Annotated in this window: 16 protein-coding genes and 1 pseudogene; 9 read left to right on the plus strand and 8 right to left on the minus strand. The window is 73.7% G+C overall.

The window, feature by feature from the left end:
- Positions 1-82: 82 nt before the first annotated feature.
- The 4 genes from metG to BM242_RS09135 form a co-directional block, all read right to left on the minus strand.
- On the minus strand, positions 83-1804 hold the full coding sequence (gene metG, locus BM242_RS09120; RefSeq protein WP_093838178.1) for a methionine--tRNA ligase: 1722 nt from the start codon (positions 1802-1804) through the stop codon (positions 83-85).
- A 177-nt stretch (positions 1805-1981) separates the two neighbouring features.
- The gene (locus BM242_RS09125) at positions 1982-4144 is read right to left on the minus strand and encodes a putative bifunctional diguanylate cyclase/phosphodiesterase (protein WP_425443823.1); all 2163 of its coding nucleotides are present in this window, start codon (positions 4142-4144) and stop codon (positions 1982-1984) included.
- The gene (locus BM242_RS09130; RefSeq protein ID WP_093838287.1) at positions 4141-4953 is read right to left on the minus strand and encodes an SAM-dependent methyltransferase; all 813 of its coding nucleotides are present in this window, start codon (positions 4951-4953) and stop codon (positions 4141-4143) included. The genes BM242_RS09125 and BM242_RS09130 overlap by 4 nt, the downstream gene beginning before the upstream one ends.
- A gap of 343 nt (positions 4954-5296) precedes the next feature.
- Positions 5297-6574 carry a transglycosylase family protein gene (locus BM242_RS09135; RefSeq protein WP_093838179.1) on the minus strand — a complete coding sequence of 426 codons (1278 nt, stop codon included), beginning with the start codon at positions 6572-6574 and terminating at the stop codon, positions 5297-5299.
- A 324-nt stretch (positions 6575-6898) separates the two neighbouring features.
- Here BM242_RS09135 and BM242_RS09140 point away from each other — a divergent pair, with 324 nt between their 5' ends.
- The 7 genes and pseudogenes from BM242_RS09140 (at position 6899) to BM242_RS09170 (ending at position 14778) form a co-directional block, all read left to right on the plus strand.
- Positions 6899-8092, plus strand: a complete 1194-nt coding sequence (locus BM242_RS09140) for an RtcB family protein (RefSeq protein WP_093838288.1) — start codon at positions 6899-6901, stop codon at positions 8090-8092.
- Between the two features lie 858 nt (positions 8093-8950).
- Positions 8951-9667 carry a FadR/GntR family transcriptional regulator gene (locus BM242_RS09145; protein WP_093838180.1) on the plus strand — a complete coding sequence of 239 codons (717 nt, stop codon included), beginning with the start codon at positions 8951-8953 and terminating at the stop codon, positions 9665-9667.
- A 110-nt stretch (positions 9668-9777) separates the two neighbouring features.
- Positions 9778-10639 (plus strand): annotated as a pseudogene (locus tag BM242_RS09150) (fumarylacetoacetate hydrolase family protein).
- 30 nt (positions 10640-10669) lie between these two features.
- Positions 10670-12025 (plus strand): enolase C-terminal domain-like protein, encoded by a 1356-nt coding sequence (locus tag BM242_RS09155; protein WP_093838181.1) that lies wholly within the window; start codon positions 10670-10672, stop codon positions 12023-12025.
- Entirely contained in the window at positions 12022-12819 is a 798-nt protein-coding gene (locus tag BM242_RS09160) for an SDR family NAD(P)-dependent oxidoreductase (protein ID WP_093838182.1), read from the plus strand. Before BM242_RS09155 ends, BM242_RS09160 begins: the two co-directional genes overlap by 4 nt.
- A 73-nt stretch (positions 12820-12892) precedes the next feature.
- The gene (locus BM242_RS09165) at positions 12893-13900 is read left to right on the plus strand and encodes an aldo/keto reductase (protein ID WP_093838183.1); all 1008 of its coding nucleotides are present in this window, start codon (positions 12893-12895) and stop codon (positions 13898-13900) included.
- Positions 13897-14778 carry an amidohydrolase family protein gene (locus tag BM242_RS09170; protein ID WP_093838184.1) on the plus strand — a complete coding sequence of 294 codons (882 nt, stop codon included), beginning with the start codon at positions 13897-13899 and terminating at the stop codon, positions 14776-14778. Before BM242_RS09165 ends, BM242_RS09170 begins: the two co-directional genes overlap by 4 nt.
- Here BM242_RS09170 and BM242_RS09175 read toward each other — a convergent pair.
- Positions 14745-15473, minus strand: a complete 729-nt coding sequence (locus BM242_RS09175) for a TetR/AcrR family transcriptional regulator (protein WP_093838185.1) — start codon at positions 15471-15473, stop codon at positions 14745-14747. The two genes, BM242_RS09170 and BM242_RS09175, sit on opposite strands and share 34 nt — an antisense overlap.
- A gap of 75 nt (positions 15474-15548) precedes the next feature.
- Here BM242_RS09175 and BM242_RS09180 point away from each other — a divergent pair, with 75 nt between their 5' ends.
- The gene (locus BM242_RS09180; RefSeq protein WP_093838186.1) at positions 15549-16316 is read left to right on the plus strand and encodes an SDR family oxidoreductase; all 768 of its coding nucleotides are present in this window, start codon (positions 15549-15551) and stop codon (positions 16314-16316) included.
- Between the two features lie 33 nt (positions 16317-16349).
- Here BM242_RS09180 and ligD read toward each other — a convergent pair whose 3' ends face one another.
- Positions 16350-17369: a non-homologous end-joining DNA ligase gene (gene ligD / locus BM242_RS09185; RefSeq protein ID WP_093838187.1), complete on the minus strand. Its 1020-nt coding sequence runs from the start codon at positions 17367-17369 to the stop codon at positions 16350-16352.
- Positions 17370-17445: 76 nt separating this feature from the next.
- Here ligD and BM242_RS09190 point away from each other — a divergent pair, with 76 nt between their 5' ends.
- A complete protein-coding gene (locus BM242_RS09190; RefSeq protein WP_093838188.1) occupies positions 17446-18516 on the plus strand; it encodes an ATP-dependent DNA ligase in 1071 nt (356 codons plus the stop codon).
- A 37-nt stretch (positions 18517-18553) separates the two neighbouring features.
- Here the strand turns inward: BM242_RS09190 and BM242_RS09195 are convergent, their stop codons facing one another.
- Both BM242_RS09195 and BM242_RS09200 read right to left on the minus strand, forming a co-directional pair.
- Entirely contained in the window at positions 18554-19936 is a 1383-nt protein-coding gene (locus BM242_RS09195) for a helix-turn-helix domain-containing protein (protein ID WP_425443824.1), read from the minus strand.
- A gap of 99 nt (positions 19937-20035) precedes the next feature.
- On the minus strand, positions 20036-21226 hold the full coding sequence (locus BM242_RS09200) for a hypothetical protein (protein ID WP_139238296.1): 1191 nt from the start codon (positions 21224-21226) through the stop codon (positions 20036-20038).
- Between the last annotated feature and the right edge of the window lie 247 nt (positions 21227-21473).

Below are 21473 nucleotides of genomic sequence, written 5' to 3' on the forward strand. Positions count from 1 at the left end.
CCGCTGAACCCGCTGAACGCACCGGACCCGCTGGACCGTCCCGTCCCGGCCGGGGGCCGGGCCGGGGCGGCAGCGGTGGTGGTCAGGCGTTTTCGGCGCCGAAGCGGTCGCGGTAGGTGTCCAGGTCCTCTTCGGTGATCTTGGCGAACAGCACCGGCGGCACGGTGAACGGCGTACCCGCCGGGAGCGCGTCCAGGGCGCGGGCCTCGGCCGCGGTGACCCAGCGGCGGGTGTCGTCCCCGAGCGCGAAGGTGCCCCGCATGGCCCGGGCCGCGGCCGGGATGAACGGCTCGGAGACCACCGCGTACAGATGGATCAGGTTCATCGCGGTGCGCAGCGTCAGCGCGGCGGCGTCCTGGTCCTGCTTGATCTCCAGCCAGGGCGCCTTCTCCTCCAGATAGGAGTTGCCCGCGCTCCACAGCGCGCGCAGCGCCGCGGCGGCCTTGCGGAACTGGAGCGCCTCCAGATGCTCCTCGTACTCGGCCAGCAGCCGGGCGATCTCCTCGCCGAGCTTCCGCTCCGGCTCGCCCGCGGCGTGCCCGGCCGGGACCTGCTCGCCGAACCGCTTGCGGGAGAAGGACAGCACCCGGTTGACGAAGTTGCCCAGGGTGTCGGCCAGGTCCTTGTTGACCACCGAGGCGAACAGCTCCCAGGAGAACGAGGAGTCGTCCGACTCCGGGGCGCCCGCCATCAGGAAGTAGCGCCAGTAGTCCGCGGGCAGCAGGCCGAGCGCGGCGTCGGTGAAGATGCCGCGGTTCTGCGAGGTGGAGAACTTGCCGCCGTAGTAGGTCAGCCAGTTGAACGCCTTGACGAAGTCGACCTTCTTCCACGGCTCCCGGGTGCCGAGCTGGGTGGCCGGGAACATCACGGTGTGGAACGGGACATTGTCCTTGGCCATGAACTGGGTGTAGCGGACGGTCCCGGCCACGTCGTACCACCAGGAGCGCCAGTCGCGCTCCTCGCCCTCGGGCGCGGCGTCCGCCCACTCCTTGGTGGCTCCGATGTAGCCGATCGGGGCGTCGAACCAGACGTAGAAGACCTTGCCGTCCTCGGCGAGCTCCGGCCAGGTGTCGGCCGGCACGGGCACGCCCCAGGTGAGATCGCGGGTGATGGACCGGTCGTGCAGGCCCTCGGTGAGCCACTTGCGGGCGATGGAGGAGGCCAGCGTGGGCCATTCCTTGCCGTGCTCGTCAACGAACTGCTCCACCTCGCCCTGGAGGCGGGACTGGAGCAGGAACAGGTGCTTGGTCTCCCGCACCTCCAGCTCGGTGGAGCCGCTGACCGCGGAGCGGGCGTCCAGCAGGTCGGTGGGGTCCAGCACCCGGGTGCAGTTCTCGCACTGGTCGCCGCGGGCCGCCTCGTAGCCGCAGTGCGGACAGGTGCCGATGATGTAGCGGTCGGGCAGGAAGCGGCCGTCGGCCAGCGAGTAGACCTGGCGGGTGGTGCGCTCCTCGATGAAGCCGTTCTCGTGCAGCTTGCGGGCGATGTGCTGGGTGATCTCGACGTTCTGCCGCGAGGAGGTCCGGCCGAAGTGGTCGAAGTGCAGCTCGAAGCCGTCGTAGACGGCCTTCTGGGCGTCGTGCTGGCGGGCGCAGAACTCGTCCACCGGCAGTCCGGCGTCCTTGGCGGCCAGCTCGGCGGGGGTGCCGTGCTCGTCGGTGGCGCAGATGTAGAGCACCTCGTGGCCGCGCTGCCGCAGGTAGCGGGCGTAGACATCGGCGGGGAGCATCGAGCCCACCATGTTCCCCAGGTGCTTGATCCCGTTGATGTACGGCAGCGCACTGGTGATGAGGTGTCGGGCCATCCTCGGATGCTCCAATGGTGAGGTGACAGCAGTGGTCACGGAAGGTGACAAGGAGTGCCGGACCGGGTGACCGCCGCGCGGGCGGACGCCGGGGCTTGTTCATCCTAGCCATCCGGCGGCCCCGGTCCGTACCCGGTTTCGCCCCGCCTGCCGCCCCGAGCGCCCCCGGCGCCCCGCTCAGACGGCCATGGGGAGCTTCTCCGGCGGTCCGGGGCGGGCGTAGAACCAGCCCTGGGCGGAGTCGCAGCCCAGCTCCTTGAGCCGCTCGGCCTGGAGCCCGGTCTCCACCCCCTCGACCGTCACCGACAGCCCCAGGGTGTGACTGAGCGAGACGATGCCCTCGACGATCCGCAGATCCACCGGGTCCGGCGGATGGTGCTGGAGCCCCTCGGTGAAGGACCGGTCCAGTTTCAGGGTGGAGGCCGGCAGCCGCCGCAGGCTGGCCAGATTGGAGTAGCCGGTGCCGAAGTCGTCCAGCGCTATGCCCACGCCCAGCTCGGCAAGCTGGCGCAGCGGCTTCAGCTCGTGGTCGTCGGCCCGGACCATGGCCGATTCGGTGACCTCCAGGCACAGTGATCCGGCCGGCAGCCCGAACTCCTCCAGCACCGCCACGGTCTCGTCCACCAGATCCGGGTGGTGCAGCTGGCGGGGGGAGAGATTGACGTTCACCCGCAGCGGCCGGGCGCCGCCGATGCCGCGCACCTGCCACTCGCACGCCTGCCGCACCGCCTCGCGCAGCACCCAGCGGCCCAGCGGCACGATCAGGCCGGTGTGCTCGGCCAGCGGGATGAAGCGGTCCGGACCGAGCACCCCGTGCCGCGGGTGGCTCCACCGCACCAGCGCCTCGGCGCCCTCGATGGAGCCGTCCTCCATCCGGATCAGCGGCTGGTACTCGATGAAGAACTCGCAGCCGCGCAGCGCGGAGGGCAGATGGTGGGTGAGGTGGTGCCGGCTGATGGCGCGGGCCTCGGAGTCCGGATCGGCCACCGCGTACCGGTTGCCGCCCTCGGACTTGGCCCGGTACATGGTGATATCGGCGCTGCGCAGCACCTCGGAGGCGGTGAGATCGCCCACCGGGCCCTCCACGATGCCTATGGAGGCGCGCACCATCAGCTCCCGGCCGCCCAGGTCCACCGGCTCGGACAGCACGTCCAGGGCGCGCTCGGCCAGCTCGGTGACGGTGGCGCGGCTGGGCGGGTCGGTGATCAGGGCGACGAACTCGTCGCCGCCGATCCGGGCCAGCAGCTGGCGGGGGCCGGAGACACAGGAGTGCAGCCGCTCGGCCACCGCGATCAGCAGCTGGTCGCCCACGGCGTGCCCCAGGCTGTCGTTGACCGCCTTGAAGCCGTCCAGGTCCAGGTAGCACAGCCCGATCCGGGCGCATTCCGAGCCGGGGCCGAGCGCCTGCTCCAGCCGCTCGAAGAACAGCGCCCGGTTGGGCAGGTCGGTGAGCGCGTCATGGGTGGCCTGGTAGCGCAGCCGCAGATTGAGCAGCCGGCGCTCGGTGATGTCCTCCATCATGGCCAGCATGTACTGGGGTTCACCGTCGGCGTCGCGCAGCAGCGAGACGGTGAGATTGGTCCACAGCACCGTGCCGTCGCTGCGGTTGTAGGGCTTCTCTATGGAGTAGTGGTCGCGCTCGCCGCGCATCAGCTCGCCCTGGAGCCGCCAGGTCTCGGGAAAGTCCTCGGGGTGGGTCCAGTCGGTGACGTTGCGGCTGCGTATGTGGTGCTCGGAGCCGCCGAACATGGTGGACAGCGTGCGGTTGGTCTCCAGGATGTTGCCGTCCATGTCGGCCAGGCCGATGCCCAGGGCGGCGTCGTTGAAGACCGCGCGGAACCGGGTCTCGCTCTCGTGCAGCGCGGTGGCGATGTCGGTCTGCGCCTGGAGCGCGGCCCGGGAGAGCGCCTCCTGCTCGGTGCGGGTGCGGTTCTGCAGGGCCTGTGAGAAGCCGGCCGCGATGGCGTGCTGGAGCCGGGCGCAGCGCGCCCGTGCCTCCTCGGCCGGGAGCGCCTGGGCGTCGAGGCAGTACAGCAGCAGATAGGCGTCCAGCACGCCCAGGATCCGGGGCAGCGAGTCGGGGGCGGTGCAGTGCGCGGCGACCAGTGCCTCGCCCACGCCGCGGCCGGGGGACGGGTCGAACGGCCGGGCGTGCAGCGCCTCGGCCAGGGTGCGCGTCAGCCCCAGCAGGTGCGCCTCGAACTCGGGCCGCGTCATGGAGGTGGCCGTGGCCGGATACACGGCGCGCGACCAGATGCGGGCGAACCGCGCCGGCCCGTCGGGCGGCTCGCCGGGCTGGTCCTGGCCCTCGCGCGGGTGCCCGGCATCCGGTGGTGTCACGCTTTGCGTCCTACTCCGGCGAACCCGGTGTACACGACGGGGTCCTCCTCGTCCGTGGGTCCGTCCGGACGCCAGTCGGGCATGCTGACCAGTCCGGGTTCGACCAGCTCGAAGCCGCCGAAGAAGTCCGCGACGGCGGCCCGGTCGCGCATGATCAGGGGCGAGGAGCTGCGGCGGTAGACGCCCATCACGGCGTCGCCCTCCTCGCTGGTGCGCGGGCCGCCCTCCACGGAGGCGTGGGTGAGCACCAGCAGGCTGCCGGGGGCCAGCCGGGCGCGGTAGTCGGCCAGCACCTCCAGCGGCCGGTCCTCGTCCGGGATGAAGTGCAGCAGGGCGACCAGCAGCAGGGCGACCGGGCGGTCGAGGTCGAGCAGCCGATCGGCCTCCTCGCTGGCCAGCACGTCCTTGGGGGAGCGGAAGTCGGCGTTGACGATGCCGGCCCGCTGCTCGCCGGCCAGCACGGCGCGGCTGTGCGCCACGGCCACCGGGTCGTTGTCCACGTAGAGCACCCGGGCGTCGGGGGCGGCGGCCAGCGCCACCTCGTGCACATTGCCGAAGGTGGGGATGCCGGAGCCGATGTCCAGGAACTGGGTGATGCCCTGGGCCACGGCCCAGCGCACCGCCCGGCGCATGAAGGCCCGGTTGGCCTGCATGATCTTCGGCAGGCCGGGAAACGCCTCCATCGCTCTGCGCGCCGCTGTCCGGTCGACCTCGAAGTTGTGCGAGCCCCCCAGGTAGTAGTCGTACATCCGGGCCACACTCGGCACGGACAGATCGATTCCCGGTGGCGCCCAGGCGGGTCGCTCCATGAAGACCTCCTGCACGGCGGCGATTTGGCGTTCAGGGGGCTGAGCGTACTGACCGCAGATGACAGAGGGAAGAAAACGGAGGGTCGTGGTCCCCCTGCTGCGGCAGAATGCTGGCATATGTGCCTATCAATCCTGTTATCAGGCAGCGCTTACTTGACATTGGGGCAACGATGTCCGTCATGGCCGGCCGGGGCGGCCGGGAGGGGTGACGGAGCCTCTCCCGGCCGTGGCGCGCTCCCGCAGACGCGCCGTCAGGTGGCGTTCCGGTCGGCGGCGTTGGCGTTGCTGCCGCCCGGCACGGCGGGAGATCCGGCGCCGTGCCGGGCGGGGCCCTGGCCGGGTGTCAGATGGACACCCCGTGCTGCCGCAGATAGGCCAGCGGGTCGATGTCCGAGCCGAACTTCGCCGAGGTGCGGATCTCGAAGTGCAGGTGCGGCCCTGTGGAGTTGCCGGTGGAGCCGACGCGGCCCACCTGCTGCCCCGCACCCACCTGCTGCCCGGCGGACACCGAGATCGCCGACAGGTGCGCGTACTGGCTGTGCCTGCCGTCGGCGTGCCGGACGATCACCTCGTAGCCGAAGGAGCCGGACCAGCCGGCCGAGACCACCGTGCCGGCCGCCACGGACTTCACCGAGGTGCCGGTGGCCGCCGGGAAGTCGGCACCGGTGTGGTAGCCCAGCGACCAGCCGCCGCCGGTGGCCCGGTAGTGGGTGCCGACCGGGGCGCTGACCGGTGCCACATGGGTGGCGGCGGCCGGCTCCGGGTCGCTCCGGCCGGTGTCCCGGTCGGCCTTGTCGCTCTCCTGGACGGCCTGCTCGGTCTTCTGGGCCTGCTGCGCCTGCTCGGTCTTCTCGGCCTTCTCGGTTTTCTCGGTTTTCTGCTGCTTCTGCTGCGGCTCCGCCTCGGCCCCGCCGGGCAGGGTGAGCCGCTGGCCGGGGAAGATCAGATGGGGATTGTCCCCGACGGTGGCCCGGTTGAGTTCGTACAGGGACTGCCAGCCGCCGCGCAGCCCGTGCCGGGTGGCGATCCGGTACAGGCTGTCGCCGGGCGCCACCTCGTAAGCCTCCGCGCCGGCCTGTGCCCCGGCGGACTCCGTCGTCCGCCCGCCCTGCTGGGCCGTGGGCTGTGACTCCTGCCGGGTCTGCTGCCGGGACTGCTGTCCGGCCTCGCGCCCGGTCTCCCGGGAGGCGCGCTCGTCCTGCTGGGCGGACGCGGACCCGGTGGAGACCTCGGGCTGCACACCGTCGTCGGTGAGCCCGGCCCGCACCGAGCAGGTGGGCCAGGCGCCCGGCCCCTGGCCGTCCAGCACCTTCTCGGCGATGGTGATCTGCTGGTCCTTGGAGGCCAGGTCGGCCCGCGGGGCGTAGGCGGTGCCGCCGAACGCCTCCCAGGTGGACTGCTTGAACTGGAGGCCGCCGTAGTAGCCGTTCCCGGTGTTGATGTCCCAGTCACCGCCGCTCTCGCACTCGGCGACCTTGTCCCACGTCTCCACCGAGGCGGCGGAGGCGCCGGTGGCGCTGAGCAGCGGGAGGGCGAGCCCTGCGCCGCTGGCGGTGACGGTGAGCGAGGCCCGGGTGACGGGACTGGGCTTGTAACGGCGGTGTCGTCCTCGAACGGTCATCGCGGTGGGTCCTCCCCCTCCGGCGGTAACTCGACCCCACACGATCGCGGCGCCGCCGGGCCGGCACGGTCGTCCGACCGGGCGTCAGCGAACGTCGTGATCATGTGAGTTGTACGGCGATCAGCCTAGAGTTGGCCGCTTTGGGCGAGCAAGGGAGCGCCGGGTCGCCGGGGAGCGCATGCGATGTCCGCGCCGGAAATGATGTTGCGGGCTACCGGCGCGTGGGGCGCACAATGGAGACACCGCGGGCGGGGTGATTGGGCAGGGCCTGCGGTGTTTCTCCGTATTTATTTGTCAGGACATCTCCCGGGGGGAGTGATCACGTTGGGGTACACGGAGCTGCCCGGAGCCCGGGTGCCGGTCCGGATCTGGGCCGACCCGTCTTCGGTGGACGAGGGCGCGCTGCGTCAACTGCACAATGTGACGACGCTTCCCTGGGTACGCGGACTCGCCGTGATGCCGGACGTGCACTACGGCAAGGGGGCGACCGTGGGCTCGGTCATCGCGATGGAGGGGGCGGTGTGCCCGGCGGCGGTCGGGGTGGACATCGGCTGCGGCATGACGGCGGTGCGCACCTCGCTCACCGCCGACCATCTGCCCGGTGATCTGTCCCGGCTGCGCTCCCGGATCGAGCAGGCCGTCCCCGTGGGCCGCGGCGCGCACGCCGAGCCGGTCGGCCCGGGCCGGCTGCACGGCTTCCCCACCGCCCGCTTCGAGGAGCTGTGGCGACGGTTCGAGGCGCTCGCGCCGCAGGTCAGGGCGCGTGCGGACCGGGCCGGCAAGCAGCTCGGCACGCTGGGCGGCGGCAACCACTTCATCGAGGTGTGCACCGACACCGAGGGCGCGGTCTGGCTGATGCTGCACTCCGGCTCCCGCAACATCGGCAAGGAGCTGGCCGAGCACCACATCGGCGAGGCCCGCAGGCTGCCGCACAACCGGAATCTGGTCGACGGCGATCTGGCGGTCTTCGTCCGGGGCACCCCGCAGATGGCGGCCTACCGTCATGACCTGTTCTGGGCCCAGGAATACGCCCGGTGCAACCGGGAGCTGATGATGGCTCTGCTCCAGGACGTGATCCGCCGGGAGTTCCGCAAGGCCCGGCCGGTCTTCGGCGAGGTGATCTCCTGCCATCACAATTATGTGGCGGAGGAGCGCTACGACGGCATGGAACTGCTGGTGACCCGCAAGGGCGCGATCCGGGCCGGAGCGGGGGAGTACGGCATCATCCCCGGCTCGATGGGAACCGGTTCGTACATCGTCCGGGGGCTGGGGAATCCGGCCTCTTTCCAGTCCGCCTCGCACGGCGCGGGCCGGCGGATGAGCCGGGCGGCGGCCAAGCGCCGCTTCACCGTGCGGGATCTGGCCGACCAGACCCGGGGTGTGGAGTGCCGCAAGGACTCCGGTGTCGTGGACGAGATCCCGGGCGCCTACAAGCCGATCGAGCAGGTGATAAACCAGCAGCGCGATCTCGTCGAGGTGGTCACCAAACTGAAGCAGGTGATCTGCGTCAAGGGCTGAGCGGCGGCCGTCCCCCTCCCTGGGCGGGGACGGCCGCTCCACCCGGAGGTCTGCGGCCGCATCGGCAAGAAGTGTCATAGCGGGATGAAAGCTCGTATCACGGGAAGCCGAGGGGATTCCTCGACTTGACCCTGCCCCGAACCGGCCGTGGAAATGACTCCGATCTTGGAATTTTAATGTTCCGGCCGGTTTCGGCCGGCCGGGGCCGGGACGCCCGCCCCGGCGCGGGGGCCGGCACCGGCCGCGGGCCCGTGCCCGGGCCGCCGCGGCGGGGCTGAGCAGGCAGAACCCGCTCCCGGGCGGGAGCTGCCCGGTCCGTCCGGATTGCGCCGTGCGGTATCCGGCGCCGGAGCCGGAATTCTGACAGGTCACGGTCAGGAAGCGGCCGGGAGAACAGCGTGCGACGGGCCGGGAGTTCCGTTGCCCCCGCCGGTTCCGGAGCCGGCCCGGGGCCCCGCCGCGCGGACGGGAACCCCCGCTTCTCCGCGGGCATCCCGCCGCCCCGGCGGCCGTTGCGCGGGCCGGAAGCGTCATCGTGCCGATACCGGACGGGGTCGTGGTGCGGGCCCCGGCCGGGGGCGGCGCATCGGCGGGCCAATGCCGCGGCCGGCGGCCGGCTCCGTCGCCTTTCCCGCCCATGGACCCTCCTCGCCGCTATCCGGCTCCCCGCCCCCTCATGATGGCAGGCAATTCCCCGCCGCTTGTGCCGGACCGGACGGCAAAAGCGGTGAATATGTCGTCACGCTATGACGCCCGGCGGCCGGCTCCGGCCGCCGCGGGACCCGGCGCCGCGGCCGGCGGCCGGTACGGTCGGGCGGACGCGGGGAAGCGGACGGGTGTGCGGGAGGAGCCACGGCGATGGCGGTCACGGACCAGGCGATCGACAGAATCAAGGCGATGATTGTGGCCGGTGCGCTGGCCCCCGGCCAGCGGCTGCCCCGGGAAGAGGAATTGGCCGAGGACCTCGGCCTGTCCCGCAATTCGCTGCGGGAGGCGGTCCGCGCCCTGACCGCCATGCGCATTCTGGTCGTCCGGCAGGGCGACGGCACCTATGTCTCCAGCCTTGAGCCCGGTCTGCTGCTGGAGTCGCTTTCCTTTGCCTCCGATGTCTCCACGGGTGAACGGGCGCTCCAGTTGCTCCAGGTGCGCCGTCTGCTGGAGCCGCAGGCCACCGCGCTGGCCGCCGGGCGGGTGACCGACCAGGACCTGGCCCGGCTGTCCGGGCTGCTCCGGCGCTGCAACGAGGCCCGGGACGTGGAGGAGTTCGTGGCCTGCGACATGGACTTCCACGGCGCCATCGCCGATCTGGCGGGCAATCCGGTGCTCTCCGCGCTGCTGCGGATCGTCTCCAGCCGCACCCAGCGGGTGCGGGTGCTGCGCGCCGCGGGCGGAGACGCGGTGCTCGCCGGCGCACAGCGGGAGCACGCCGCCATCGTGGAGGCGCTCGCCGCACGGGACGCCAAGCTGGCCGAGGCCGGTGCCGCCGTGCACATCGCCGGGGTGGAGCGCTGGCTGCGCGCCGCGACGGCGGCCGGCCGGGAGCCCGGCCCCCCGCAGGCCCCGGCGACCCCCTGAGACACCCGGGGGATGCAAGGGAATTCACCCGATCTCTGGGCCTGTTCAGCCGGAGCGGACCCGGCTATCGTGCAAACCGGCCCTGATACCTCCGATCTCTGGAGTCACCGGTGAAGCTGATGCGTCTGGGACGGAAGGGCGCCGAACGTCCGGCGGTCCGCGCCGACGACGGGCGGGTGCTCGATCTGGCCCCGGTCACCGGGGACGGCGACATCGACGGCGCCTTTCTGGCCTCCGGCGGGGTCGGGCGGGCCCGCGAGGCGCTGGCGGCCGGCCGGCTTCCGGAACTCCCCGGCGCCGCCGGGCTGCGCATCGGCGCCCCGGTGGCCCGGCCCGGCAAGGTGGTCTGCATCGGCCTCAACTACCGCGACCACGCCAAGGAGACCGGCGCGGACATCCCCGCCCGCCCGGTCGTCTTCCTGAAGGACCCGGGCACCGTGATCGGCGCCTGTGACGAGGTGCTGATCCCGCGCGGCTCGGTCCGCACCGACTGGGAGGTGGAACTGGCCGTGGTCATCGGCCGCCGCGCCCGCTATCTGGAGACGCCGCAGGAGGCCGCGCGGGCCGTCGCCGGCTACGCCGTCAGCAACGATGTCTCAGAACGCGAGTTCCAGCTCGAATACTCGCCGCAGTGGGACCTGGGCAAGTCCTGCGAGACCTTCAACCCCCTGGGGGCCCTGGCTGGTCACCGCCGACGAGGTGGCGGACCCGCAGAACCTCGGCCTGCGGCTGTCGGTCAACGGAACCCGGCGCCAGGAAGGCCACACCGGCGACATGATCTTCGGCGTCCATCATCTGGTGGCCTACCTCAGCCGCTACATGGTCCTGGAGCCCGGCGACGTGATCAACACCGGCACCCCGGCGGGCGTCGCCCTGGGCCTGCCCGGCAAGCCCTTCCTGCGCCCCGGCGACGTGGTGGAGCTGGAGATCGACGGACTGGGGCGGCAGCGCCAGACCCTGGGCCGGGCCTGAGCCCGCGGGAAGGGACGGACCGGCAGCGCCATGAGCCGCATCACCGCCGTGGAGACCCACGACATCCGCTTCCCCACCTCGCGCGAGCTGGACGGCTCCGACGCGATGCACCCCGACCCGGACTACTCCGCCGCCTACCTGGTGCTGCGCACCGACGAGGCCGGAACGGAGGGCCACGGCTTCGCCTTCACCATCGGCCGCGGCAACGAGGTGCAGGTCGCCGCCCTGAACGCGCTGCGCCCGCAGCTCGTCGGCCGCCGGCTGGACGACATCTGCGCCGATCCCGGCACCGTCTACCGCGCCCTCACCGCGGACAGCCAGCTGCGCTGGCTGGGGCCGGAGAAGGGGGTCATCCACATGGCCGTCGGCGCGGCCGTGAACGCCGTCTGGGACCTGGCCGCCCGGCGGGCCGGCAAACCGCTGTGGCGGCTGCTCGCCGAGGCACCGCCGGAATGGCTCGCCGCCCAGGCCGACCTGCGCTATCTGGAGGATGTGCTGCCCCGCGAGCGGGCCGTGGAACTGCTGCGCGCCGGGCGCCGGGACGCCGGCCGGCGCACCGCCGCCCTGCTGCGCACCGGCTACCCCGCCTACACCACCTCCCCGGGCTGGCTCGGCTACTCCGACGAGCGGCTGACCCGGCTCGCCCGCCGGGCGGTGGCCGACGGCTTCACCCAGATCAAGCTCAAGGTCGGCGCCGACCTGGCCGACGACATCCGGCGGCTGCGCGCCGCCCGGGCCGCCGTCGGGCCGGACATCCGGATCGCCATCGACGCCAACCAGCGCTGGCATGTGCGGCAGGCCATCGAATGGACCAGGGCGCTCGCCGAGTTCGCCCCCTACTGGATCGAGGAGCCGACCAGCCCCGACGACATCCTCGGCCACGCGGCCGTGCGGCGGGCCGTCGCCCCGGTGAAGGTGGCCTCCGGCGAGCACGCCCAGAACCGGGTGATCGTCAAGCAGTTGCTCCAGGCCGGGGCGATCGACGTGCTGCAACTGGACGCCGCCCGGGTCGGCGGGGTCAACGAGAACCTGGCCGTGCTGCTGCTCGCCGCCGACCGCGGCATCCCGGTCTGCCCGCACGCGGGCGGCGTGGGGCTGTGCGAACTCGTCCAGCACCTGGCCATGTTCGACTATGTGGCGCTCAGCGGCAGCACCCGGGACCGGGCGGTGGAGTATGTCGACCACCTGCATGAGCACTTCACCGATCCGGTGCGGATCACCGGCGGCCACTACGCCGCACCGTCGGCGCCCGGCTTCTCGGCCCGGATGCGCCCGGAGTCCCTCGCCCGCTACCGCTACCCCGACGGCGAGTTCTGGGCCGCCGACCGCGCCGGCCGCGCCGCCGGTGGACGGCGGGACACGGAGAGGACGGTGGAGACCGCATGACGGAGCAGGACGAGGCGGCGCGCACGGCCGGCGGCGGCCCGGAACTCGCGGGCCTGCGGGCCCTGGTCACCGGCGGCGCCTCGGGAATCGGACTGGCCGCCGCCCGGCTGCTGGCCGCCCGCGGCGCCCGGGTCGCCGTGCTGGACCTGCGCCCCGGGTCCGTCCCCGCGCCGCTGACCGGATACCGGGCCGATGTCTCCGACGACGCCTCGGTGCGCGCCGCGGTGACCGCCGCCGCCGGGGCCCTCGACGGCCTGGACATCCTGGTCAACAACGCGGGCATCGGCGCCACCGGCACCGTGGCCGACAACCCCGACGAGGAATGGCACCGGGTCTACGACGTCAATGTGGTCGGCATGGTGCGCACCAGCCGGGCCGCCCTGCCGTGGCTCCGTGCCTCGGCCCACGCCTCGGTGGTGAACGTCTGCTCCGTCGCCGCCACCGCCGGCCTGCCCCGGCGGGCCCTGTACTCGGCCACCAAGGGCGCGGTGCTCTCACTCACCCTGGCCATGGCCGTGGACCATCTGCCGGACGGCATCCGGGTCAACTGCGTCAACCCCGGCACCGCGGACACCCCGTGGGTCTCCCGGCTGCTGGACGCCGCGGACGACCCGGAGGCCGAGCGCGCCGCACTGGCCGCCCGCCAGCCGATGGGGCGGCTGGTCACCGCCGGGGAGGTCGCCGCGGCCATCGCCTATCTGGCCGGACCGGCCGCCTCCGCGGTCACCGGCACCGCCCTGGCCGTGGACGGCGGCATGGCCGGGCTGCGCCCCCGCCCCGCCGGCCGGAACTGACCGGGCCCCGGCGGGCCGGCCGTGCCACGGTGGACAGGTCCGGCACCCGACAGCGGAAGGAGAAACCGTCACCATGCGGCTCAGCACGCTGGGCGCCACCGGCGTCACCGTCACCGAACTCGCCCTCGGCGCCGCTCCGCTGGCCGGGCTCTACCGCCCGGTGGACCCCGCCGCGGCCCGCGCCGCCGTGGACGCCGCCTGGGACGCCGGCGTGCGCTGCTTCGACACCGCGCCGCACTACGGCCTCGGCCTGTCCGAACGCCGCCTGGGGGCCGCGCTGGCCGGCCGCCCGCGCGACCGGTACACCCTCTCCACCAAGGTCGGCCGGCTGCTCCGGCCGCTGCCCCCGCCGCACCGCGGCGACGACCCCGCGGGCGGCTTCGCCGTCCCGGCCACCCACGAGCGGGTCTGGGACTTCAGCGCGGCCGGGGTGCGCCGCAGCCTCACCGACAGCCTGGACCGGCTCGGTCTGGACCGGATCGACATCGCCTATCTGCACGACCCCGACGACCACGCCGGGCCCGCCTTCGGCGAGGCCCTGCCCGAACTGGCCCGGCTGCGCGCCGAAGGCGCCGTCTCGGCCATCGGCGCCGGGATGAACCAGACGGACATGCTCACCCGGTTCGTCCGCCACCGCGGCATCACCGTCGATGTGGTGCTGTGCGCCGGCCGCTACACCCTGCTCGACCAGGACGCGCTGCGCGAACTGCTGCCGGCCGCCGCCCGGCACGGCACCTCCGTGGTCATCGGCGGCGCCTTCAACTCCGGGCTGCTGGCCGACCCCCGCCCCGGCGCCACCTACGACTACTCCGCCGCCCCCCGGCCGCTGCTGCGCCGCGCCCTGCGGCTCAAGGAGGTGTGCGAGGAGCACGGCGTCCCGCTGCGCGCCGCCGCCCTCCAGTTCCCCCTCGGGCACCCCGCGGTGAGCAGCGTGCTGGTCGGGGCGCGCTCCGCCGAGGAGGTGCGGGACGCCGCGGCCATGATGGCCCGCCCCGTTCCCGAGACCCTCTGGGATCGGCTGCGCGCCGAGGGCCTGCTGCCGCCGCGGGTCCCCGTCCCGCCGGAGCGGGCCGCGTCATGAGCCGGCCGCCGCTGATCGACGCCCACCACCATCTGTGGGATCTCTCCGTCCGCGACCAGGACTGGATCACCGGGGAGGCGCTGGCCCCGCTGCGCCGCGACTTCACCCTCGCCGACCTGGCGCCCCGGGCGCGCGCGGCCGGGGTCACCGCGACCGTCGTGGTACAGACCGTCACCGTGCCGGAGGAGACCCCGGAACTGCTGGCGCTGGCCGCGGACAGCGACCTGGTGGCGGGGGTCGTCGGCTGGACGGATCTCACCGCCCCCGGCGTCGGCGAGGCGCTGGCGGCGCTGCGGGCCGGGCCGGGCGGGGACCGGCTGGCCGGCATCCGGCACCAGGTGCAGCTCGAAGGCGACCCGCGCTGGCTGCTCCGCCCGGACGCCCTCCGCGGGCTGGCCGCGGTGGCCGCCGCCGGGCTGGTCTACGACCTGGTGGTCCTGCCGCACCAGCTGCCCGCCGCGGCCGAGGCTGCCGACCGCCTCCCGGAACTCACCTTCGTCCTCGACCACCTGGGCAAACCGCCCATCGCCGCGGGGGACCGCGGGCAGCGTGCCGACTGGGCCGCGGCGGTGCGCCGGCTGGCCGCCCGGCCCAACACCGTGTGCAAGCTGTCCGGCATGGTGACCGAGGCGGACTGGCACCGCTGGACGGTGGCCGGGCTGCGCCCGTACGCGGAGGTGGTGCTGGAGGCGTTCGGGCCGGAGCGGCTGATGTTCGGCTCCGACTGGCCGGTCTGCCGCCTGGCCGGCGGATACCGGCGGGTGCTGGCCGCGGCCCGGGAACTGACGGAGGGGCTCGCCCCGGCCGAGCGGGACGCGGTGTTCGCCGGCACCGCCGCCCGCGTCTACCGGCTGTCGCCGCCCGCCCGGTCCGGCTGACCCGCCGGCGGGCCGGCCGGGCCGCCGGCGTCGCCGCCGGAGCCGCCGTGGACGTCGTCATGGACGTCGTCATGGAAGTCGTCGTCGAAGGCGGCGCCGAGGGCGGTGGCGATCAGGCCGGGGAGGTCCGGGCGCCCGTCCTCCCGCGTCCAGCGCACCAGGGCGACATGCATGGCGGCCAGGCAGGCGCCGGCCGCCACCCAGGTGCGGAACTCGGCTTCGGGATCCGGCGCGTCGCCGAGCAGCGCGTCCACGATGGCCCGCTGGGTGGCGTACTGGCTGTCCAGATGGCGGGCGCGCAGGGCCGGGACGCCGGTCATCAGCCGGAGCCGGGCGAGCAGCATGTCCCGCCCGGGCGAGGAGCGCGTCTCCGGCTCCCGGGCGGCGGGTCCGACCAGCGTGCGGGCCGTTTCGACCAGGGTCCGCCCGATGCGCCGCACCACGGGCTCGTCGGCCGGCCGGGCCGCCACCCGGGCGGCGAGCAGCGGGTCGTACCGGTCGTACAGGACCAGATCCTCCTTGGTGGGGAAGTGCCGGTAGACGGTCATCGCCGAGACCCCGGACGCCCTGGCGACGTCATGGACGGTGGTCGCGTCATAGCCGTGCTCGGTGAACAGCCGCACCGCGTGCGACTGGATCATGTCCCGGGTCTCCGCCCGACGCCGTTCGCGCAGACTCGGCCCTTCACCACTCATGCGGGACACGCTACCGTGCTGGTAGTCAGTAACAGTTCGAGAGTGACTAACACATCGAGGTGAGTGGTGAGTGGTATGGAGAGCGGGCAGACCGGCAGGACCGCCCTGGTGACCGGAGCCTCCCGCGGTATCGGGCGCGCCATCGCCCGGCGTCTCGCCGCCGACGGCGCACTCGTCGCCGTGCACTACGGCAGCAGCGAATCCGGGGCGCGCCAGACGGTCGCGGAGATCGCGGAGGCGGGCGGGCGGGCCTTCCCGGTCCGGGCCGAACTGGGCACGCCAGGGGACATCGGCACGCTGCTCGACGGCCTGGTGCGGGGGCTCGCCGGGCGACCGCTGGACATCCTGGTCAACAATGCCGCGACCGCCCCGGGCGGGCCGATCGGCACCGACACCCCCGAACGGTTCGATCATCTCTTCGCGGTCAACGTCAAAGCGCCCTACTTCCTGATCCAGCGGGCCCTGCCGCTGCTGCGCGACGGCGGCCGGATCATCACCCTCACCTCGGTGGCCACCCGGGTGGCCAACCCCGGCCAGACGTCCTTCGCCATGGGCAAGGGCGCCCTGGAGACCATGACCCGGACCCTGGCCGGCGCGCTCGGCGTCCGCGGGATCACGGTCAACGCCGTGGCCCCCGGCGCCACCAGGACCGAGGCCAACGCGGCCGTCTTCGAGGCCCCGGGCCTGGCGGACTTCCTCACCGGCCAGACCGCCCTCAACCGCCTCGGCAGCGCCGAGGACATCGCCGACGCCGTCGCCTTCCTCGCCTCCGACGACGCCCGCTGGATCACCGGCCAGGTGCTCGACACCAGCGGCGGCATCCACCTCGGCCTGCGGGCCTGATGCGCGGTCGCCGCAGCAGGGGGCGGGCCGGGGTCAGGAGCGGCGGGCCCGGCTGGGCTGGACGCGTCGGGGCTCGCCGGCCATCTTGGGATGGTCCGGGGGATAGGGCATGTCGCCCAGACCGTGATCACGCTCGTCGCGGTCGGCCAGTTCCAGGACGGTATCGATGCGGAACCGGTGGTCCTCCATGTCCGCGTGCACATCACCCAGCTCGGCATAGCGGTGCGGCATGGTCTCCAGGTCGAAGTCCTCCGGCCGGGCGCCGTCGGTCAGCTCCGCCCAGCGCAGCGGCGCGGACACCGTGGCCCGGGCGCGCGGGCGCACCGAATACGGACTGGCCATGGTCCGGTCGCGGGCCATCTGGTTGTAGTCGACAAAGATCTTCTCGCCCCGCTCCTCCTTCCACCAGGCGGTGGTGATCCGGTCCGGCGCCCGCCGTTCCAGCTCCCGCCCGACGGCGATCACCGCCCGCCTGACCTCGGTGAAGGTCCACTCCGGCACGATCGGCACAAAGACGTGCAGACCGCGCCCGCCGGAGGTCTTGGGCCAGCCGCGCAGCCCCAGCTCGTCCAGCAGGGCGCGCAGCTCCCCGGCGGCCCGCACCGCGTCGGGGAAGTCCGTGCCGGGCTGCGGGTCGAGATCGATGCGCAGCTCGTCCGGGTGGTCCGCCCGCCCGCGCCGCACCGGCCAGGGGTGGAAGGTCAGGCAGCCCAGATTGGCCGCCCAGATCACCGCGGCCGGTTCGGCCGGGCAGATCTCGTCGGCGTACCGGCCGCTGGGAAAGGTGATCCGCTCCGTGCCGATCCACCCGGGCAGACTCTTCGGCGCCCGCTTCTGGTAGAAGGACTCGCCGCCCACCCCGTCCGGATACCGCTCCAGCATGGTGGGGCGGTCGCGCAGTCCCCGCACCACCCCGTCCGCCACCGCCAGGTAGTAGCGGGCCACATCCATCTTGGTGAAGCCGCGCTCCGGAAAGTAGACCTTGTCCGGGCTGGAGAGCCGCACCGTGCGGTCCCCGACGGTCAGCTCCACGGCCTCGCCTTTGCCTGCCATGCCCTCAAGCTAGGCCCCTCACCCGTCCGCCGCCTCCCGGGAGACGCGCCGTACCGCCGGCCGGAGACTGACGATCATGGATCTCCCGGTGATGCCGTTCGTCAAGCCCATGCTGGCCAAGTCCGCCGCCCGCATCCCGCCGGGCATGCACTACGAGGGCAAATGGGACGGCTTCCGGGCCCTGGTCTACCGGGACGGCCCGGAGCTGGAGATCGGCAGCCGGGGCGCCCGGCCGCTCACCCGCTATTTCCCCGAGCTGGCCGCCGCCCTGCTGGACCGGCTGCCGTACCGGGTGGTCGTCGACGGGGAGATCGTGATCATCCGGGAGGGCCGGCTGGACTTCGACGCGCTCCAGGAACGCATCCATCCCGCCGACTCCCGGGTCCGCATGCTGGCCGGCCGCACCCCCGCCGGCTTCATCGCCTTCGACCTGCTCGCGGTGGCGGACGAGGCCCTGCTGGACGTGCCCTTCGCGGACCGCCGCCGGCTGCTGGAGGCGGCGCTGCGCGACGCCTCCCCGCCGCTGCACCTGGCCCCGGCCACCACCGACCGGGCGGAGGCCGAACGCTGGTTCGAGCAGTACGAGGGCGCGGGCCTGGACGGCGTGGTCGCCAAGCCCCTCGATCTGCGCTACCGCTTCGACCAGCGCCTGATGATCAAGATCAAGCACGAGCGGACCGCCGACTGCGTGGTGGCCGGCTACCGCGTCCACAAGACCGGCGCGGGCGTCGGCTCACTGCTGCTCGGCCTCTACGACGACACCGGGCGGCTCCAGCACGTCGGGGTCTGCGGGGCCTTCACCGCTCGCCGCCGCACCGAGCTGCTCGACGAGATCGGGCCGCTGCGGATGACCGACCCCGCCGGCCACCCCTGGGCGGCCTGGCAGGACGAGGCCGCGCACGCCGAGGGGCGGCTGCCCGGCGCCGTCAGCCGCTGGTCGGGCTCCGGCGCCGGGGCCAAGGACCCGTCCTGGGTGCCGCTGCGGCCCGAGCGGGTCTGCGAGGTCGCCTACGACCATCTCCAGGGCGACCGCTTCCGGCACACCGCCCAGTTCCGCCGCTGGCGGCCGGACCGCGAGCCGGAGCAGTGCACCTACGCCCAGCTGGAGGAACCGCTCCGGTTCGATCTGGGCCGGATCCTGAGCTGACGGCCGGCGAACGGACCCGGGGGGCGGCGGGCCGCGCTCAGCCCAGCGGCGGCGCGGTCGGCGCCGGCCCGAGTGTGGTCGTGCCCGGGGTGGCCCGGTGCCCCAGCCCGGTCCGGTAGGCGTCCATGGCGGCATCGGCCCGCCCCTCCCGGCGGAACAGATCGCCCAGCAGCAGGCAGATCTCGGCCAGGTCCCCGGCCTGGCCGGCCTGCTCCAGCAGGCTCATGGCGGTGGCGTAGTGCCGCTCCGCGGTCTCGTTCTCGCCCGCCTCCTCGGCCATCATCCCCAGCAGCCGGTGCGCCGCCCCCACATGCATCGCCCCCGGGTCGGGCACCCGCTCGCCCAGCAGTCCCTGGAGCAGTCGTCCGGCTTCCTGCCGGCTGCCGCGCCGCCGCAGCACATCGGCCAGTTCGATCTCCACCTGGGCGGCGTACAGCGCGGCGTGCCGTTCGGCCAGGATCTCCCGGGCCGTGCGCAGCTCCCGCTCCGCCTGCTCCAGATCCCCGTTCTGGGCGTGCACATAGCCGCGCATCCAGTGGCAGTTGGCCAGCTCGGTGCGGATCTGCAACTGCTGGTAGAGCTCGGCCGCCTTGGTCAGCGAGGCGTCCGCCTCCGCGGTCCGGCCCTCGGCCAGCAGGGTGCGGGCCACCTGCCGGTGCATCTGCGCCACCAGCGCCGGGTCGGTCACCTGCGCGGCCAGCGCCAGCGCCAGCTCGGCGGCGTGTGCGGCGCGCGCCGGCGCGCCCAGATCCATGTACGGCCCGATCACCGCGGTGTAGAGCAGCAGCAGCGCGTCGGGGTGATGCAGCCCGGAGGCGTTCAGCCCGTCGATCGCGCTCTCCAGCAGATAGACCGCGTAGCGCAGCTCACCGGCCAGCAGATGGGTGATCGCCCGGCCCCGGACGGCGGGCACCCGCTGCGGCAGCGGTGCCTGCGCCAGCCGCTTCTCGGCCGCCTCGAAGTGCTCCCGGGCCAGCAGCACATCGCCCGTCTCCAGGGCGCAGGACCCCAGGCCGAGCAGCGCCGCGGCGCACTCCGCGTCCAGTTCGTGGGCCTCCGCCTCGGCCAGCAGTTCCCGGTACCGGGCCGCGGCCCGGCCGGCGCTGCCGGTGGCCAGCTCCTGCTGGGCGCCGGTCAGCCGCAGCCGCAGCTCGGTGGCGAAATGGGCGGGGCGGCCGGTGGCGAGTTCCTCGTAGCCGACCTTCAGCCGCTCGGCGAGGAAGCGCAGCGCCTTGTCCGAGGGGCGGACCCGTCCGGCCTCCAGGGTGGAGATGTACGCGGCGGTGTACGCCGGTTCGGCGAGCTGCCGCTGGGTGAGGCCAAGCGCGGTGCGCAGCCGCAGCACCCGCCGGCCGATCGCCTCCGGGGAGGTGCGGTCCTCCTCGTCGGCGCCGTCCGGCGCCTGCGCCCTGGCCATCATGCCTGCCTCCGCGCCCCCCTGCGAACAGCCGCCCGGACCCCGCCCCGACGCCGTCCCCGTCACCCTATCCTCCCGGGCCGGGGGACCGCCGCCCGTGCGTCAGCCGCCCGCCGTGGCCGCCGGACCGGGGGCCCCGGCGGGCGGACCGGCGGCGGGCGGTCCGGCCGGCCGGGGCGGCGGGGCGAAGGCCGAGCGGTGCGGGACGAAGTCGGTGCCGCTGCCCAGCACGCCGCCCAGGGCGGTGACCACCGGCCCCGGGGCGTCGGTGAACAGCAGCCCCCGCACGGGGGTGCGGCGCTCCTCGCCCCACTGCTTGAGCCAAGCCTTCCAATGGTGGGCGACATACTGCACAAAGGCCTCGAAGACCTCCGGGCGGCTGTCCAGATGGCCGGGCCGGGTGTCGATGACCAGGGCGGCGGCGCAGCGGTGTGCCTCCGGGCCGCCGCCGCCCGGGAAACGGTAGTCGCCGCTTTCGCCGGTGCGCGCGGCGCGCAGCGCCTCCTGGACCATCGAGGGGTTGCCGGCCACCGAGACGATCAGGGCGCAGCGGGCCGGCGGCTCCCCGGCCGGCGTGCCGTCCGGGGCGGTGGCCCGGCCGAACACCCGGATGTCCAGGGGGTCGCCCAGCGGCCGGTCCAGCACCCGGGCCAGGGGCGGGCCGTCCCGCTCGGCGGTGGGCGGCTCGGCCGGCCGGCTGTCCAGGGTCAGGGCCGGGAAGACCCCGCCGCCCGGCGTGCGGGACAGGTCCATCAGGGTCAGCCGCTCGTGCCGCTGGTCCTTCAGCCTGCGGCCCAGCGCGTATGCCTGGTGCAGCCGGGCGGTGAGGTAGAGGGAGACGGACCGCACCGGGCCCCGGTCGGCGGCCTCCTCGGCCAGCCGGGCCTGGATCACCTGGTAGGCGAGTGCCACCGGGTCGGCGGCGCCGGGGTCCGGCTGGCCCTCCAGCAGTTTCCCGGTGCTGACGGTGAAGCAGCGGGCATGCCGGTCCATGGCGTCGGCCCGCATCAGCTCCACCCGGTGCTCGTCCCAGCCCTGGCCCGGGCGGCCGAGGTAGAGCACCAGTCCTACGCCCTCCCGGTAGTAGAGCGTGGACCAGCAGTAGCCCAGCACCAGCACGGCCGCCAGCGCGACCAGGGCGAGCCACCAGAAGGAGCCGCCGATCCGCGGCACCTCCTGTACCAGCGTGGGCAGCATGCCCAGGGCCAGGGAACCGGAGACGGACGCCGCCAGCAGCAGCAGGCCCGCCGGGGAGGCGAGCCGTGCCCGTAGGAACTCCAACCTGCGCCGCACGGCACCCCCTTGGGTGTCAGCCGGGCCCCGGGCCGCCATGATGGCGCACCCCTCGCCGGGCGCACAACCGAGGAGGGAACCGAACCAGCCGGAGAAATGTCCGAAAAGTTAGGAACAATCCATCGATATCGTTCGACCGGCCCGGGGGCGGGAACGTGGCAGCCATGGAAACGGTGAAGGCAGAGGGCACCGGGGCACGGGAAGGGGGCGGCCGGAGGGCGGGAAGCCGGATCGGGACCATGGGACG

It is taken from the genome of Streptomyces aidingensis (assembly GCF_900112355.1).
In the GTDB taxonomy this organism is placed as follows: domain Bacteria; phylum Actinomycetota; class Actinomycetes; order Streptomycetales; family Streptomycetaceae; genus Streptomyces; species Streptomyces aidingensis.

Bases quoted from the DNA above. Each gene is read 5' to 3' on its own strand.
- metG (WP_093838178.1), bottom strand. From the start codon at position 1,804: ATGGCCCGACACCTCATCACCAGTGCGCTGCCGTACATCAACGGGATC.
- BM242_RS09130 (WP_093838287.1), bottom strand. From the start codon at position 4,953: ATGGAGCGACCCGCCTGGGCGCCACCGGGAATCGATCTGTCCGTGCCG.
- BM242_RS09135 (WP_093838179.1), bottom strand. From the start codon at position 6,574: ATGACCGTTCGAGGACGACACCGCCGTTACAAGCCCAGTCCCGTCACC.
- BM242_RS09145 (WP_093838180.1), top strand. From the start codon at position 8,951: ATGGCGGTCACGGACCAGGCGATCGACAGAATCAAGGCGATGATTGTG.
- BM242_RS09155 (WP_093838181.1), top strand. From the start codon at position 10,670: ATGAGCCGCATCACCGCCGTGGAGACCCACGACATCCGCTTCCCCACC.
- BM242_RS09160 (WP_093838182.1), top strand. From the start codon at position 12,022: ATGACGGAGCAGGACGAGGCGGCGCGCACGGCCGGCGGCGGCCCGGAA.
- BM242_RS09165 (WP_093838183.1), top strand. From the start codon at position 12,893: ATGCGGCTCAGCACGCTGGGCGCCACCGGCGTCACCGTCACCGAACTC.
- BM242_RS09170 (WP_093838184.1), top strand. From the start codon at position 13,897: ATGAGCCGGCCGCCGCTGATCGACGCCCACCACCATCTGTGGGATCTC.
- BM242_RS09175 (WP_093838185.1), bottom strand. From the start codon at position 15,473: ATGAGTGGTGAAGGGCCGAGTCTGCGCGAACGGCGTCGGGCGGAGACC.
- BM242_RS09180 (WP_093838186.1), top strand. From the start codon at position 15,549: ATGGAGAGCGGGCAGACCGGCAGGACCGCCCTGGTGACCGGAGCCTCC.
- ligD (WP_093838187.1), bottom strand. From the start codon at position 17,369: ATGGCAGGCAAAGGCGAGGCCGTGGAGCTGACCGTCGGGGACCGCACG.
- BM242_RS09190 (WP_093838188.1), top strand. From the start codon at position 17,446: ATGGATCTCCCGGTGATGCCGTTCGTCAAGCCCATGCTGGCCAAGTCC.
- BM242_RS09195 (WP_425443824.1), bottom strand. From the start codon at position 19,936: ATGATGGCCAGGGCGCAGGCGCCGGACGGCGCCGACGAGGAGGACCGC.